Origin of the sequence: Mycobacterium leprae TN (assembly GCF_000195855.1) — a bacterium.
In the GTDB taxonomy this organism is placed as follows: Bacteria; Actinomycetota; Actinomycetes; order Mycobacteriales; family Mycobacteriaceae; genus Mycobacterium; species Mycobacterium leprae.
In genome coordinates, this window is record NC_002677.1 from 678579 (window position 1) to 694508 (window position 15930).

The 15930-nt window shown below is 57.1% G+C and carries 10 protein-coding genes and 3 pseudogenes; 9 read left to right on the forward strand and 4 right to left on the reverse strand.

Features of this window, described 5'->3' with window-relative positions:
- Positions 1-291: 291 nt before the first annotated feature.
- The 8 genes and pseudogenes from uvrC to ML_RS02820 all read left to right on the forward strand — a co-directional run bounded on the left by uvrC (position 292) and on the right by ML_RS02820 (position 8828).
- Positions 292-2235, forward strand: a complete 1944-nt coding sequence (gene uvrC / locus ML_RS02790) for an excinuclease ABC subunit UvrC (RefSeq protein WP_010907800.1) — start codon at positions 292-294, stop codon at positions 2233-2235.
- Positions 2232-3128, forward strand: a complete 897-nt coding sequence (gene rapZ / locus ML_RS02795) for an RNase adapter RapZ (RefSeq protein WP_010907801.1) — start codon at positions 2232-2234, stop codon at positions 3126-3128. Before uvrC ends, rapZ begins: the two co-directional genes overlap by 4 nt.
- Positions 3125-4204 carry a uridine diphosphate-N-acetylglucosamine-binding protein YvcK gene (gene yvcK / locus ML_RS02800; protein WP_010907802.1) on the forward strand — a complete coding sequence of 360 codons (1080 nt, stop codon included), beginning with the start codon at positions 3125-3127 and terminating at the stop codon, positions 4202-4204. Before rapZ ends, yvcK begins: the two co-directional genes overlap by 4 nt.
- Positions 4201-5178 carry a DNA-binding protein WhiA gene (whiA, locus tag ML_RS02805; protein WP_010907803.1) on the forward strand — a complete coding sequence of 326 codons (978 nt, stop codon included), beginning with the start codon at positions 4201-4203 and terminating at the stop codon, positions 5176-5178. The genes yvcK and whiA overlap by 4 nt, the downstream gene beginning before the upstream one ends.
- Before the next feature lie 109 nt (positions 5179-5287).
- Positions 5288-5723, forward strand: a pseudogene (locus tag ML_RS02810) (wax ester/triacylglycerol synthase domain-containing protein); the annotation flags it as partial.
- 546 nt (positions 5724-6269) lie between these two features.
- Positions 6270-6809 (forward strand): annotated as a pseudogene (locus tag ML_RS15100) (DUF3556 domain-containing protein).
- A complete protein-coding gene (locus ML_RS18570; protein ID WP_368730482.1) occupies positions 6760-6984 on the forward strand; it encodes a DUF3556 domain-containing protein in 225 nt (74 codons plus the stop codon). Before ML_RS15100 ends, ML_RS18570 begins: the two are co-directional and overlap by 50 nt.
- Positions 6985-8234: 1250 nt before the next feature.
- On the forward strand, positions 8235-8828 hold the full coding sequence (locus ML_RS02820) for a hypothetical protein (protein WP_010907804.1): 594 nt from the start codon (positions 8235-8237) through the stop codon (positions 8826-8828).
- A 949-nt stretch (positions 8829-9777) separates the two neighbouring features.
- Here the strand turns inward: ML_RS02820 and ML_RS17225 are convergent.
- From ML_RS17225 to ML_RS02835, 3 genes and pseudogenes are all read right to left on the reverse strand, one after another.
- A pseudogene (locus tag ML_RS17225) lies at positions 9778-9945 on the reverse strand (ATP-binding protein); the annotation flags it as partial.
- A complete protein-coding gene (locus ML_RS18575) occupies positions 9906-10145 on the reverse strand; it encodes an ATP-binding protein (protein WP_081439315.1) in 240 nt (79 codons plus the stop codon). The pseudogene ML_RS17225 and the gene ML_RS18575, both read right to left, overlap by 40 nt.
- A gap of 242 nt (positions 10146-10387) precedes the next feature.
- The gene (locus ML_RS02835; RefSeq protein WP_064430319.1) at positions 10388-10672 is read right to left on the reverse strand and encodes a hypothetical protein; all 285 of its coding nucleotides are present in this window, start codon (positions 10670-10672) and stop codon (positions 10388-10390) included.
- A 3242-nt stretch (positions 10673-13914) separates the two neighbouring features.
- On the opposite strand from ML_RS02835, the gene ML_RS17230 reads away from it, so the two are divergent.
- Entirely contained in the window at positions 13915-14043 is a 129-nt protein-coding gene (locus ML_RS17230) for a hypothetical protein (RefSeq protein WP_269147058.1), read from the forward strand.
- Positions 14044-15032: 989 nt separating this feature from the next.
- On the opposite strand, the gene ML_RS02845 is transcribed toward ML_RS17230, so the two are convergent.
- Positions 15033-15839, reverse strand: a complete 807-nt coding sequence (locus ML_RS02845) for a L,D-transpeptidase (protein WP_197533041.1) — start codon at positions 15837-15839, stop codon at positions 15033-15035.
- Positions 15840-15930: the final 91 nt, after the last annotated feature.

The window sequence follows — 15930 nt, forward strand, 5'->3', positions numbered from 1 at the left end:
GGTTAGCGACCGTCATACTCTGCCCAATGAACGGGCTCAACCAGCATCGATGATGTATCCAGCTGAACGGCCATATTGTCGATATAGTCTCGGTTCCTGCTGTCACGTTATTGACATAATTGGACATGATATCTCCGTAGGTTGGCGTATCGCAACCGGGGACTCTAGTGGGTGGCTCGAATTGGTTGTTCGAAGGTCCCTGTGAGGAGTGGATAGTTTTCCTTGATCGGACTAGCTCGACGGACACCAGCCTTTCTAGTGGTCCCTGTGAGCGACCACTAGCCTAGATGCGTGCCAGATCCCGCGACGTATCGCCCCGCGACCGGATCCATCCCGGTCGAGCCTGGTGTGTACCGATTCCGGGATCCGTACGGGCGCGTCATTTACGTAGGCAAGGCCAAAAGCCTGCGTAGCCGGCTGGCATCGTATTTTGCCGACGTCGCGAACCTGCACCCGCGGACTCGGCAAATGGTGACCATTGCAGCCAAGGTCGAGTGGACAGTGGTCAACACTGAGGTTGAGGCTCTGCAGTTGGAGTACAATTGGATCAAGGAATTCGATCCGCGCTTCAACATCCGCTACCGCGACGACAAGTCCTATCCGGTATTGGCCGTCACCCTGGGTGAGGAGTTTCCTCGACTGATGGTCTATCGCGGTCCCCGGCGCAAGGGCGTGCGCTATTTCGGACCGTACTCGCACGCGTGGGCCATTCGGGAAACGCTGGATCTGCTCACCCGGGTGTTTCCAGCACGAACCTGTTCACCTGGAGTGTTCAAGCGGCACAAGCAAATCGATCGTCCATGCCTACTTGGTTACATTGACAAATGTGCGGCGCCGTGTGTGGGCAGGGTTGGTGCCGAGCAGCATAGTCAAATCGTGGCAGATTTTTGCGACTTCTTGTCCGGCAAGACCGATCGGTATGCCCGTGACTTGGAACGAAAAATGAGCGCAGCTGCAGAGCAACTCGATTTCGAACGAGCAGCCCGGCTTCGTGACGACCTTTTTGCACTCAAGCGGGCTATGGAGAAACAGGCGGTGGTGTTCGGCGATGGTACTGACGCTGACGTAGTGGCATTCGCCTACGACGAACTGGAGGTGGCGGTGCAGGTGTTCCACGTTCGCGGCGGGCGGGTGCGTGGCCAGCGCGGCTGGATTGTTGAAAAGTCCGATGACCCTGGTGATACCGGGGAGGAGCAATTGGTGGAGCAATTCCTGGCACAGTTCTATGGCGAACAGGCGGAGTTAGACTTTGTTGCAGACGAATCCGCTAACCCGGTTCCCCGCGAGGTGTTGGTGCCGTGTTTACCCTCCAACGCCGACGAGTTGGCCAGTTGGCTGTCCGGTCTGCGTGGATCCCGGGTCGCGCTGCGGGTGCCACGGCGCGGCGACAAACGTGCGCTAGCTGAGACGGTGCAGCGAAACGCGAAAGAAGAATTGCAGCAACACAAACTGAAGCGTGCCAGTGACTTTAACTCTAGATCCGCTGCGTTGCAGAATATTCAAGACACACTGGGTTTATCCTATGCACCACTGCGAATTGAATGCGTCGATATAAGCCACGTGCAGGGCACCGACGTGGTGGGCTCTCTGGTCGTATTCGAGGACGGTTTGCCGCGCAAGTCGGACTACCGACACTTCGGGATCCGGAAAGCTGCTGGGAACGGGCGCTCTGATGATGTTGCCTCCATCGCTGAGGTGACTCGACGCCGATTCCTGCAGCATCTTCACGATCAGAACGATACGAATCTGCTTTCTCCGGAAGGAAAATCACACCGATTTGCCTATCCGCCTAATCTGTATGTCGTTGACGGTGGCGCGCCACAAGTCAATGCGGCCAGCACCGTGCTTGAGGAACTCGGTATCATTGATGTGGCTGTGATTGGTCTGGCCAAGCGGCTCGAAGAGGTGTGGGTGCCGTTCGAGCCGTACCCGGTCATCATGCCGCGCAACAGCGAGGCCCTGTTTCTGCTGCAGCGGGTTCGTGATGAGGCACATCGATTTGCCATCACCTACCATCGCAGCAAGCGATCCAAGCGAATGACCGCATCGGCGCTGGATTCGGTGCCGGGGTTGGGAGCGCATCGCCGCAAAGCGCTGGTTACCCACTTCGGATCTATAGCCCGCCTCAAAGATGCCACCGTAGAACAGATCACTGCCGTTCCGGGTATCGGCGTGGCAACGGCTACTGCCGTCCTCGAGGCGCTGCGACCGGATTCATCTGAGGCCTCGGAATGAGTGGGAACAACCACCCGGGAGACGCCTCGGCCGAAATCGACGTCGTTCTGGTGACCGGGTTGTCCGGGGCCGGGCGCGGCACCGCGGCCAAGGTGCTAGAGGACCTTGGCTGGTATGTCGCTGACAACCTCCCGCCTCAGCTGATCACCTGGATGGTGGATTTCGGGTTGGCGGCCGGATCGCGGATCACCCAGCTGGCGGTGGTGATGGATGTGCGATCACGTGGCTTCACCGGCGATCTGGACTCGGTGCGCCGCGAACTCGCCACCCGCAACATCATTCCGCGTGTGGTGTTCATGGAAGCATCTGACGACATGTTGGTGCGCCGCTACGAACAGAATCGACGCAGCCATCCACTGCAGGGCGAGCAGACGTTGGCCGAGGGCATTGCCGCTGAGCGTAGGATGTTGGCTCCGGTTCGTGCTACGGCCGACTTGATTATCGACACATCGGCGTTGTCCGTGCCCGGCTTGCGGGAAAGCATCGAGCGTGCGTTCGGCGGTGATGCCAGCGCGACTACCAGCGTCACTGTGGAGTCCTTCGGCTTCAAGTACGGCCTGCCGATGGACGCCGACATCGTCATGGATGTGCGGTTCCTGCCGAATCCGCATTGGGTCGACGAGTTACGTTCACTCACTGGCCAGCATTCGGCGGTGCGCGACTATGTGCTGGGCCAGCCCGGCGCGGCTGAGTTTCTGCGGACTTATCGTCGATTGCTTTCTCTGGTTGTCGACGGCTACCGACGGGAGGGGAAGCGCTATATGACAGTCGCTATAGGTTGCACCGGTGGCAAACATCGCAGCGTGGCGATCGCGGAAGCATTAATGGGACTGCTACAGTCGGATCTGCAATTGTCGGTGCGGGTGCTGCACCGGGATCTGGGTCGCGAATGATCTCGCCTGGAAGTCCTCCAAGCATCGTTGCACTGGGTGGTGGGCACGGTCTGTACGTGACGCTGTCGGCAGCCCGTCGGCTTACCCCCTACGTCACAGCGATCGTGACGGTGGCTGATGACGGAGGCTCCTCGGGCCGGCTGCGCAGTGAATTGGGTGTGGTGCCACCGGGTGATTTGCGAATGGCCTTGGCGGCGTTGGCATCCGACAGCCCGTATGGACGACTGTGGGCAACCATCCTGCAGCACCGCTTCGGCGGCAGCGGTGCTCTGGCCGGACATCCGATCGGCAATTTGATGCTGGCTGGCCTCAGTGAGGTGCTGGCCGATCCGGTCGCTGCACTCGATGAGGTTGGACGCATCCTCGGGGTCAAAGGCAGGGTGCTGCCGATGTGTCCGATCGCGCTGCAGATAGAAGCCGACGTCTCCGGTCTGGAGGCCGACCCACGGATATTCCGGCTGATCCGTGGCCAGGTGGCGATCGCGTCCACACCGGGCAAGGTGCGGCGGGTGCGGTTGCTTCCGGTAGATCCGCCTGCGACCAGGCAGGCTGTTGACGCTATCATGGCTGCCAACTTAGTGGTGCTAGGGCCGGGGTCGTGGTTCACTAGCGTGATTCCGCATGTCCTGGTACCTGGGCTTGTCACGGCGTTGCGGGCCACCACCGCCCGACGAGCGCTGGTGCTCAACTTGGCGGCAGGGCCGGGGGAGACGGCGGGATTTTCCGTGGAGCGTCACCTGCACGTGCTTGCTCAACACGCGCCCGGGTTCACCGTCCACGACATCATCATCGACGCCGACCGAGTGCCGAATAACCGGGAACGGGAGCAGCTACGCCGCGCCGCGACATTGCTGCAGGCCGAGGTTCACTTCGTCGACGTGGCCAGACCTGGTACATCTTTACATGACCCGGGCAAGCTGGCTACAGCCCTGGACGGGGTGCGGGTGGGTAACCAGGACTCGTCAGCGCCTACGGTGGCGGCCACCGAACAGATACGGCTTGATGGTAAACGTCCACAGACCGGGGTGAATGGACCGGTTGGCAAGGGACCAAGGGGTGACGACGCGTGGCGATGACGATCGAAGTCAAGGACGAATTGAGCCGCCTGGCGGTGAAATCGATCAGCGCTCGTCGTGCGGAAGTCACGTCTCTGCTGAGGTTTGCTGGAGGGTTGCACATCGTCGGTGGTCGTGTGGTGATCGAAGCTGAGGTTGACCTGGAAAATATCGCGCGCCGGCTGCGCAAGGACATTTTTGACCTGTACGGTTACAATGCTGTTGTACATGTCTTGTCGGCCAGCGGGATTCGCAAGAGTGTTCGGTATGTGCTGCGGGTGGCTAACGACGGTGAGGCACTGGCACGTCAGACTGGTCTTCTTGACATGCGTGGTCGCCCGGTACGCGGTTTGCCGGCACAGGTCGTGGGCGGCAGTCTTATCGATGCTGAAGCTGTGTGGCGAGGGGCGTTTTTGGCGCATGGATCACTGACTGAACCGGGACGTTCGTCGGCATTGGAGGTCAGCTGCCCTGGTCTGGAGGCCGCGCTGGCGCTGGTGGGTGCGGCGCGTAAGCTAGGAGTGAATGCTAAAGCACGCGAGGTGCGTGGCGCCGATCGTGTGGTGGTGCGCGACGGTGAGGCGATCGGCGTGCTGCTGACTCGAATGGGCGCCCAGGACACCCGGCTGGTCTGGGAGGAACGTCGGATGCGTCGCGAAGTCCGGGCGACGGCCAACCGGCTCGCCAATTTTGACGACGCCAATCTACGCCGTTCGGCGCGTGCTGCAATCGCGGCGGCCGCCAGAGCGGAGCGGGCGTTGGAGATACTCGGGGATACGGTGCCCGATCATCTGGCCTCGGCAGGTAAACTTCGCGTCGAATATCGACAAGCTTCGCTGGAGGAACTGGGTCGACTCGCCGACCCGCCGATGACGAAAGACGCTGTGGCAGGACGTATTCGGCGGTTATTGTCGATGGCTGATCGCAAAGCGAAGGTCGAAGGTATCCCCGACACCGAGTCCGCGGTCACGCCGGACTTGTTGGAGGACGCTTAAGCTCAACGACCATGTGTGCCGCGCAACGGTGTGAGGAAGAGTTGGGTCGGGTTGTGTGATTGTTCGGGATAGTTCTGTGCGGCTCGCGTGCTACGGTTGTGTTCGGGGCATGAAGCAGCTTTCGAGTGTTGATGTGGCGTTTTGGTCTGCAGAGACAGCGTTATGGCACATGCATGTTGGTGCGTTGACGATCTGCGATCCCACTAACGCTCCCGATTACAGCTTTCAGAGACTCCGCGATCTGATCAACGAGCGGCTGTCTGAGTTACTGCAGTTGCGGTGGCGGGTTATCGGCGTCCTAGCCCGGGCTGGACCGGCTGCGGTTTGTTGAAGACGACGACTTTGACGTCGACTTCTACGTTCTCCCGTACCGGTTCCTGGTCTTGGATGTCGACGTGAACTTGACGAGCTCGCGGACCGGCCTGATGTCCTACAAAACTAGACCGCTCACGATCGTTGTGGGAACTCTGGGTGATCGAGGACGTCAGCGGTGGCCGCATCGCGACGCTGACCAAAATGCGTGTCATGCCATCGTTGATGGGGTCTAGGGCGTCTTCTGGGACTGCTAATCCAATGTAGATGACGGGTTGATAAAATACCAAAAAGCGATCGTCATAGCCGAAGTTGGAGGCAATACCCAAAGCCCCCGGCTTTCTGGGCTTAGCGCTCGTAAAAGAACAGAACTGGCAAAGGAGCCAGGGAGTGATCGAAAACCTGCAGCGGCGATTTCCCGTTCCGGTCTTGGGCGTGGTTGCCCAGATCTCTTTACTAGGGGCGCGGTCCGTGGTCCGGTAGGACCGGAGGAGCCTCGTGTGGCAGCATCGAGTAAGGATCCGCGCGTGGTGAGGAGTCGGGCGCAAAACTCCAGACCGGTGCCTAGATTTGTATTATCTGGGGAGACGTCGTTGTGCGCTAACGGAATACATTGAATTCGCCAATTGGTTGGACACGTAGAATGAGGCTGCCGTGGGATTCATTACACCGGAGCTTCCGGACGTCGATCGTGACACCTGGCAGACCGCGCCGCGGGCAAGGCGGCTGCAAGTTGTGACCTAACACTGGGTTCAACACGGCTTCGGAACTCCCTTGCGGTGTATCTGCTGTTCCTGCTCAAGAATCGCGGTGTATACTGTCGCCCCTGCCGTGATCATTTCTCATTCCCTGGGCTATCCCTTGGCCTGGGCGGCCTGGGTCACATCGGCGACTGGTGGATACAGACAATCCTGTACCAGGAAGTCATCGTTTTCACGTTGCTGTTCGAGGTTTTAGGCCCCGGTTGCGTATTCGGCTCGCTGACCGGTAGGTTCATTCCACCGATCGGTGGTTGCTTTTATTAGTTGCTGCCCAAAATAATTCGACTTCCGACTTGGCCAGTCAAGGTTCTACTCACCAGTGGTGATATTCGTGGCAGTGCCGGTGTCGTACTCTACGGTCATCGTGTTGCTCGGCGGAACGTAGACACTGTTGTCACCCGGCTAATCGATCAAGGCGGGCTCGGTCTCACCGCTGCGGGCAACGTCGGCTTGATCAACCCCGTTCTGGTGGTGCCGACCATTGGCGTGTTGGTGCTGTTAGGTCTGCGTGCCAGAGCCATTTTTTTCTGGTTGCTCGTGGAGAGCGTTATTGGCTGAAATTTTTCGTGTTCTTTTCCCGTTCATCGATCAAATTGTAGCTTTCAGGCGCATCATGCTTGCGCAGAGATGGGGAAAGGTGAATCACCACTTCCCGTACGTCGTTGCAGTGATGAACAGCAATAATGCGTTACTGCGAAGCAAGCTGTTTAACCCGATCAAGCACATGTTCTAGATCGACCCGATCAACGACCTGCGCCCCTCCTAGTTACCGAAGTTGATGGCCAATGTCTGTGGCACCACCGCGGAATTTCTTGCTCCGGGATTCTGGTCCTGGACACTGGTGGTGAACTGTGGTGGTTTCTTATCGGTTTCATGGTGATTTTCCGATTCAAACATCCTGTCCAACTTCCCGATGGTAGTTCCGTTGGAGCGGGACGTGTTCTTTATTTTACCTCTTCGGACACTATGACTCGACCCGTGCCGCCGACCTTCGGCGACCGCTGCGTGTTGGCTCTGGTGATCGCCGCGGTGGCCGTAATGATCGGGGAACCCGTTACCGGAAAAAAATTTGGTTCCTGTCCGCAATGCACTACCCCTGTCGGAAACAGGGCCACCAGCTTGTCGTGTTTCCGCTTTGACGCTGAAGAAATAGTGGAGAGACCAAAGTAAAAATAGTGGAGAGATCAATATTGTCAACAGCTCCGCGCTCGTTGCCAATCAGCTGGCCAAGCTGTACAGGAGTGGCTGACCAGACCAAATGATGTCAGACTAGATGACAGGGTTCCGCGCGATGAACACGTATAGCCGGGTGCTCAGCGGGCTGTCGCCCCGATAATAGGCAATTAAGCCGGCTACCGTGTTCGTCGAGGGCGAAATAGTTGCCGGGTCGCTTGGTCAGTCTGGAACTTAAGTGAAGGTCACCTGCACAGCGAGCAGTTACGGGCCGCGCTGTAGCGGCGGTGCAACTTCGACGAGGGTGACGTCCGTGTCATTATCCGCGAAGGGCAACCGATCCATATCTAGATCCATATCTAAAAGCAGAGGTAACGCATTCTCGACGCCAACACCGCCGCGGTGATTAGAGGCGGGTTACGTCGAGGTCGCGTACATGCTGACCCGCCAGCCGCGGCTCGAGCCGGGTGATGAATTCCCCATCCACGCTAACAACGTAACTTAGCTCTTACGGCAGGTGATGACGATGGGCGGTTGGTCAGGTCCTGGGCCCACGGTTGGGCACGTCCAACGACGCCATCAGTCATTGTGTGGAAAAGACACGGTTACGGCATGGTTTGTATTTCACATCGGTTCTGCAATTGTTCTACATCGATTAGACAACCAATTCGTAGTCTACCTAGGCAAGATGTCGGCACAAACGCTAAGGTGCTGTTTAGCCGCGATTAGCGGAGGTATATTGGGTATGAAAAAAGGACACAAAGGATACAGGGAGTTAGCGACAAATAAGGGAAAATAAGGGAGTTAGCGTTGAAGGTTTTTGATCGATTCAACACCGCAATACTTGTCAGCGCCGGGTTGTGCGGGGCCGCTTTGGCGTTCAGTCCCAGCGCAGCGGCTGCACCGCTGTCAATGCCAACGGGCGGTCCCACATGCATTGAGCAGATGGCCGGTCTGGGTGCTGTGCCTGCAGCCGTTCCGGCGGTTCTGCCTGGTCCGGTCGCAGGGGCCGTGCCGTCTGTACCGGTGGTGCCGTCTGGTGGGTTTCCCCCGGTGGTGCCGCCTGGTGGGTTTCCCCCGGTGGTGCCGCCTGGTGGGTTTCTCCCGGTGGTGCCGCCTGGTGGGTTTCCCCCGGTGGTGCCGCCTGGTGGGTTTCCCCCGGTGGTGCCGCCTGGGGTTGCTCCGGCAGTAGGACCTCTACTGGCTGAGGATTCGGCGGCTTTGGGGAGTGGGATTTTGGCGGGTAAGGGCGTGCCGACTGCTTCGCCGCAGGCGGCTTTGTCTGGTTTAGTGGTTCTGCCCGGTCCGCCTGCCAGCGTCGAGGCGCCTCCTGCCGCCGCACCCGTGGTGGCGGCTGCCACGCCTCTTTTGTGCTGTGGGGAGGCGGCACCACCGGTCAGGTAGTTCTGATTCGTAGGTGTCAGTGGTTCGGTTGGGTTAGCCGTTCGCAGATGTGTTGCAGCGGCCCGAATGGGCCTGGCCTTGCCTAATTCCCGGCCTCTCGGTGGGGGTGGCTTACCTGCCGGTTGGATACGATTTCGTTGCGTGATTGAAATGCTAAAATTAACGTATCTCTTTGACAGTCCGTGTCTGCTAGTACTAGGAGACACAGATGTGTCAGCCATAGCGGCTAAATAAGAGGGGTCTGTAGCTTGTCGGTACTTATGGGGATCCTGTTGGTAAGATTTGCTGCCGGTAGCAAGGCATAGACGGGCCATGGTAATTAAATTATGTTAGGGTTGCGCGATAGACCGGACGCCACCGACGTCGATGTTGGTCGGGAAGGTCCTCAATCTGCGGCAGAGTGACTCCCCAGGGTTGCGCACCCCAGCCCGGTGATGTGTCCCTGGGGTTGTATGGGTTTCGGGGGGCTCCGGTCGGACGGGGTGAGACCCGTGACCGGGAAGAGCGGCGCTGATGTATGAGATATATGAACCGTGTATGCAGTTGGTTGGCCTATGCTGGGCGGTCGAATGACCATAGTCCATCATGGCCATAGCGTGATTTGTTAGCGATGTCCTGTCCGTGTTGGCGCTCATCGAAAGCAACCCAGTTTTGCTCAATGAAAATTGACCGCTTTGGCCCTTGTTCGGGGTAGTGCTATGTGATCGCTTCCTGGGGTTTGGATCCGTGTGGTGTCGTCAGTGTTGACCGTGATGGCGGTGCCCACAACTGAGACAGTTGGCAATGGTCATGGTTTGGCCTCGGGGTGCAACGCGCTGTTAAGCGCATCCCTGCTTTGCTGGTGAGCACGCATCCGATATGGTGGACATCGATGTAGACCACTATCTCGTTGTGCAACAATCGATCTAAAACCGCAGCGACGAATAGCGGGTTGCAGAGGTGCTCAGCACTACACGGCTATGCCGGTATGCAAGGTGAAAATTGTCGATGATTTCAGGTAGTGATGAGCAATCACTTCGAAGAGCGCGGTGTTGGCTTCGGAATCGGGATTGTGGAGGGGCCCGCATTCGTCGATGATCAGTAACCGTGGACCGGACAAGAACCGCATGCGAGTGGTCCACTGGCCTTCGAGTGCAACCTTTGTGGCAACGCTTGGTCACACCATCGACAGGCGGTGGTGAAGTAGACGCGATGATCGGTCTGGACTGCCGCACGGGCCAACTCGGTGGCCAGCATAGTCTTGCCGGTACCCGGTGGCACGACAAAAATCACATTGCCGATGTTGTCGAGGAGCCGTAACGAAGCCAGCTCGCGGATGAGTTCTCAAGCAACGCCGGGCTGGGCGATGAAATCGAACTCATCGAAACGGAAGTCGGTTGGCAGATAAACCAACTACTAATAGCTGTTCGAGCATGGCCACTGTAGACAGATCCTGATACAGTCCGTCATCCAACATCCCTGTCTGCACCTCGGTCGCCGCGGAAGCCGAAGTACGTGCAGATAATCGCGTAGGGGGAGGCCTGGCTATTGTGGTGGTGCTCATAGGTTCTGTCCCTGTATTATTGGTCGGGGTGATTGCGGTGTAGCGCGACATCGGTCACTACCTGCTCAGCTGGGCAGCGTCTGGTTGTTCTGTCGGATCCGGTCGGCCGTGGCCAGCTCCTGCGCGGTGGTTCGGTGTCGGTGTTTGCGTCGACATCTAGGCCTGTCGGACAATTGGTCAGCATAACCTTCTTCGGGGCTACTACATGATAAGCGGCGCACACCACCGTGCCGGCGCTATCAGGTGTGCGGTGGTGCCGGGCCAGCATCACCCCGGTGTAGGTGACCACGTCCAACTTCAACTCACCGCACAGTTGACAAACCAGCAGACGTCGGCCTGCGTTACTCGGGTGGCATCGAATAGCTTTTGGCGCGGAACGAAATCCGTGCCTGGTTGTGCATCGTGCGCCACCAGTATTGAGCGATCATCGCGACCACCGCGCCCTTGCACCAGGCGTGATAGGCGTGGGCACACGTCAATACCGACCGTATAGTTACGGGTGATTGGCTCAAACAACATCTAAAGTCGGCTACTGTGCGGCTAGGCCACCGTGAGCATCCAGTCAAAGTGCCACCATGTCCAAGCTCTCCGCCAGATGCGGCTGATTGGTCAACTCAGTTAGCCGCGTCCCTAATGCGACAAACGTCCCAATCAGCACACTGGCCGTTTTACCTCAGCCCTCACAAGGCCGCAGGATCGGAAAATGCCACCCAATCCCATTGGTTTTCAGCACCCAATGGATGCTCGATCACCGCCCGATCGGGCCTTCGGATCTGCTTGTATAACGGCGCAGCGGGCACAACGCTCGTTTGCGAAGCACTCGAGTAAACACCGAATACAGTCTAGTGCAACCCAGTGTGGTGACCTCGTTGAATAACGTGGTAGTCGCACAGATGCGGATCGGCTGCCAATCGCAGCTGACGTTACTCGACATACTGAGCCAACGGGCCCAGCGTCCAGCGGGCTTGCCAGTGGAAATCTGTTCACTAGCCAGATATCCGCGCACCGTGACCTGGGTTACTCCTAAATGGTAAATGGTGGGCGATCGGGTTGACTGTCCAGCCCTGTTTATTTAGTTCCTGTACTTACACAACGAACTCTCATGCGAACATCCGAGACATGTTCCCTTCTAATTACTTTCGTAATCCAACGCTCACAGCCAAGACTGGGTCTACCTACAACCAGCGGATTGCAAACGGCGAGTCGCCTCTAGGGGATAGTCACTTTCGATGAGTAGGATTGTCGCTTTATAAATTGAGCGGCGGGAGGCCTTGAGTACAGCCGCTGCTATACCATGCACCGAGTACGGCCTACACATTGCCCATTTCCTGACCTGCGTGCATGACCGATTCCTAATCTATCGTCCTGATACACCTCACTGACTACACCGGTACGCCACCACTGCAAGTAGCTTCGTGCCCCTACAACATTACTTTCGGAAATTTCAGCCACACAATACGGCTGTTGAATTGTTTCTTGGTTTCGCTGGAGGCTTTTTGTACAGGGAGAGGGTAAGTATGGATGGCATCACAGTGGAAGTACTCGCGGGAGTTGTGGGAGCGGCAACGAGGATAGCGGGAGAAGTCAGGTGGGCTCCGGTGGTAGCCAGAGGCGCGATTAGGCCGAGCGTGAGCGTGAAGTGCAAGAATTGAAGCTTGTCAACGAGATTCTGCGAATAGCGAACGCGTTTTTCACCGCGGCGGAAGTCGATCGCCGACTGCGGTGATCCTTTCGCGCGCAATTCTTTGCAGAGTACATCAATGTCCACCGCGAAGAATGCGGGTCGATCCAATCTGTCATGTACATGTTTGAGCAGGCTGACGTGCAGGTCCCCCCGTCTACCTACTACACCGTCAAGCAGCAGGGTTTTGTGCGGGCAGCCGATCTTACCGACACGTACGACGGCAAGATCCTGTTTGATCTGTGGATGGCTAACCTACCGATCTTACTGTGTGCACAGGCTTTAGCCCGCCACTACACACGCAGGTCACAGTTGAGGTCCAGACAGGGCGACACGGCTGATGTGTATCGCCGGTATTGACGATGTAGGCTGCAATAAGTGCAGCATTCGTACGACTGAGTACGACAAGTCTTCGCCGCCGCAGCATCCCGACCGGCTCGATCGTTCCTGCTCAATGCTGTCATTACCCGGATCAGTGGCAGGTAAGGGATTGCACATATGTGTGGACGCTGCAAAGGGTGTGCCATACCACGTTTTGTGTGGACGTGTTCTCCCACCCCATCCTGGGCTGGCAGGTGATGACCAGCAAGACCGCGGGTGCTTGGTCACATCGGTGCTTGAGCAGACGCTACTCACCCCCTATTGCACATAGCTCCATTCTCTATAACCGATTTGATTCATCACTTGGACGCGGGATCAATATACGTCGATCGCGTTCACCGAGGCGCTGCACGAGGCCGGTATCGCCGGATCCATCAGCAGTGTCGGCGACGCTTTGGACAACGTGTTTATGGATTCTGCTATAGGGACGGTACAAATCTGAATTAATCGACCAACATGCGACCTTCACCGGTCGCGTCGAACTGGAACGGGAAACCACCTCCTGGGTGCACTAGTACAACACGATCGAGACTCCACCTCATCAATATCAATCCAATACCGACCACCAGTCGCATACGAACAGCGCTACCAGCAGACAGCCACCCCGACCGAAGTGACATGAACCAATAATCTCCGACAGCTCCAGAACAGTTCCTTCGCCGCATAACACCAACGACCTACTTCGAAGTTCCTGCTGCCTGTTTACACAAAAATTGAGTTAACCTCGGTTTTTATATTTTGAGCGGAGCCGAGCTATTCTGGTTACATCGCGCATCTGATCACTGAAATGGGCTGTGCTGCGGAAAAAGATCGGCGTTGAAAGACATGCCAGATCACATCGAAGGTAGCCAGAATTTTTGGTTACTCCAGAATCGTATTAATTCTGCGTCTACATCAGTTCAGAAGGCTTTATGGAGCAGTAACTTTAGCTTAGCCCGCTACGTAAAACTCGAGGGAATTGTAAGCGAATGACAGGCGCGTTCGTTGACCGGCTCTGACATTACCTAGTGCAGTCAACGCAGGGTGAGGAGGGAGCTTCCTCGGCCTCGGTGGCGTAGTCGGTCACTGCGCCTACGGTTTCGTGGACTTCAAGACCCGAAATGAATTACCGCCAAGCTTCCCAAGCGATATGGTGCGCTGCTGGATAGTTGTGCGCAATTCCTTGCTTTGCCCGGTCCGGACACGCCCGCTCTGCAGATCGAGATCATTTTTCCCGGCGACACCATGGTAAAACACGACCCGGCCCGGGCTTACACGCCGCGTGACGGTCCTACGGGGTCGATATGTGCGTTTGGTAACCAGCACTCCGTAGGGCGCTGTCACGGAGGAACTCTAATCGGACACTGACGAGCTTGGCCTGGATGCAGTGGTGGGGATGCGATCACGACCAATCCTTCTGACGAATAGGACGACCGTGTGGTGGAATTCTTCATCGTGATGGTAACATCCGGGACACAGCTGGACATGATTTCTTGCATATCGTGGCTACGAACACAGTACGCAATCTGGGGGCCGAATCCCCTGACGGGGACTGGTCCGCGGTGTCGACGGCCGAACATCTTATCAATTACGTTGGCGAATTGGGTTGCGAGGACGACTGGGCGGGTTGAGATTTGTATATCGGTGCCGGGGTTGTCGTTCATGTCGTCGTACCGGTGCCGTGGTGCGTGATGACGATGCTTGCTTAACCCGAGTTGGTGGAGGGATCCGTTCGTGCTCAAGCTCATTGCTCGAGTCGGGTGCAAGCAGTTCGGTTCGCTGGGTTAATTTGCTTGTTTGGGCAGCTATGCTGAGGTGGTCATCCCCAACATGCCGTGCAGCGGTGACCCGGTTCGCATCGAACGTGTCAAACCACGCCAGGGCGCGCTTGCAACGACAATCGAGAGGATGGCTGCCACGCTATTCATGGTAGCGTAGGCTAGCTCGGTCAGGTCATGTTGCAGCAGAAGCGTATCGAGCATCGAAGCCTACGCCTTTAGTGCTAACCGGCGTTTGCCCCAGTCCGGTTATGCGTGTCTGGGGTTGTCTTGATTTGGCGGGTGAAGGCCGTGAACGGCGTGCCGGTAGGCCGTATGACCTTGAGCCGTGGTTGGTTGACTGGCTGTTGCATCTTAGTTGGGCATCCATCACTTCGCCGACCACACCGCCACTGCAAGCAGCTTTTCGTAATTACAAGATTGCTCTCGAAACCTTCAGTCGCACAAAATAATTCGATTCCTAACACCAACTACCTAACCTGGCATGTTAAACTTGACTCAACAATTTAGCTTCGCTGAGACTAGCTAAGCTAGCTTAGAATCTGCTAAGATAGCTGTAATGTAACGGTAACACTACCACGACATGGGTGGTGTCCAATTCCGGCCTCTAGGCGAATCTTGAACGCCTTGGCCTCAACCGCCTCCGTGTCTCTTAGCGAAACAATCGGCAACGACAATCGGTGAATGCTAATTTATCCGCGATTCTCGACTACTCCCGATTACGGGTGCCCTTGAACGACTGCTCTTCACTCGTATAGATATAGATCATCCAGACAGACGATGGTGTCAACTTTCAATCGATTTTCCATTGCCACGTCTTGGAAAAAGCGAGTGTACACCCGTTATTCCTTCACGATTACCGGGTCACCAATGTTAACTGTGTTGTAGTACCATTCTGCGTCGGCAGGGCTTAAGCTAATGCAGCCGTGGCTGGTGTTATCAAAACCCATTGACTGCACCGCCCACGGAGCCGAATGGATGTAGAGGCCACGGCTGCTGATACGGACGGCGTAATCCACCGAGAGCCTGTACCCCTCGGGATCGTCGACAGGTATGCCGACACTACTCGAATCCATAATCACCGAGCGATCCTTGGACATGACGGTATACTTACCGGTAGGTGTCGGGAATTCTGTCTTACCCATCGAGGCCGGCATCACCCCTTCTTCTCCCCAGTGGGGCCGATGGTGGGGTGAAGGCAGTGGAGGGGGTGTCTCCGCCTCGACTCCGTCGATCGTCACCGTGAACGTGTGATTCGAGATATCCGCAATACCGAGAATGGCAGGACCCGTTTTGAAGTTGGTGGACAGGTTGCCCACCGTGAGTGCGATCGTGCTGTGCTCTGGCCAATAGCGGTCAGGAACCCACTGCACAACTTTGCTGTCGAGCCAGTCAAACTTGCCGTTCATCGCTGGCGCCGAGCGCACTTTAAGGGAAAGCTCGGTCGCCTTACGGTTAGTGACGGGTGCGCCGAATGTCACTACCACGGGGTGCGCCACACCCACCACCGCGTCCCGTGTAGGTAGAATTGACGTGATGGCGAAGCCATGCGCATGGTTCACCGCCGCTAGGCTTACACGCACCGGTCCCGCGATCACCGTCGCCGCGATCCCGATCACCACAAGAACACCTCGAATTGCTGCCCGCATAATTCCCATCACCTTTGAGATGACCAAAATGTTGTTGATGTTGGCGATGGTAGGGGTCCATGCCGAGTGAGCGGGTACGCACGCGCTAGAT

Coding starts and splice junctions, on each gene's coding strand:
- whiA (WP_010907803.1), top strand. CDS start 4,201: ATGACGATCGAAGTCAAGGACGAATTGAGCCGCCTGGCGGTGAAATCG.
- yvcK (WP_010907802.1), top strand. CDS start 3,125: ATGATCTCGCCTGGAAGTCCTCCAAGCATCGTTGCACTGGGTGGTGGG.
- rapZ (WP_010907801.1), top strand. CDS start 2,232: ATGAGTGGGAACAACCACCCGGGAGACGCCTCGGCCGAAATCGACGTC.
- ML_RS02845 (WP_197533041.1), bottom strand. CDS start 15,839: ATGCGGGCAGCAATTCGAGGTGTTCTTGTGGTGATCGGGATCGCGGCG.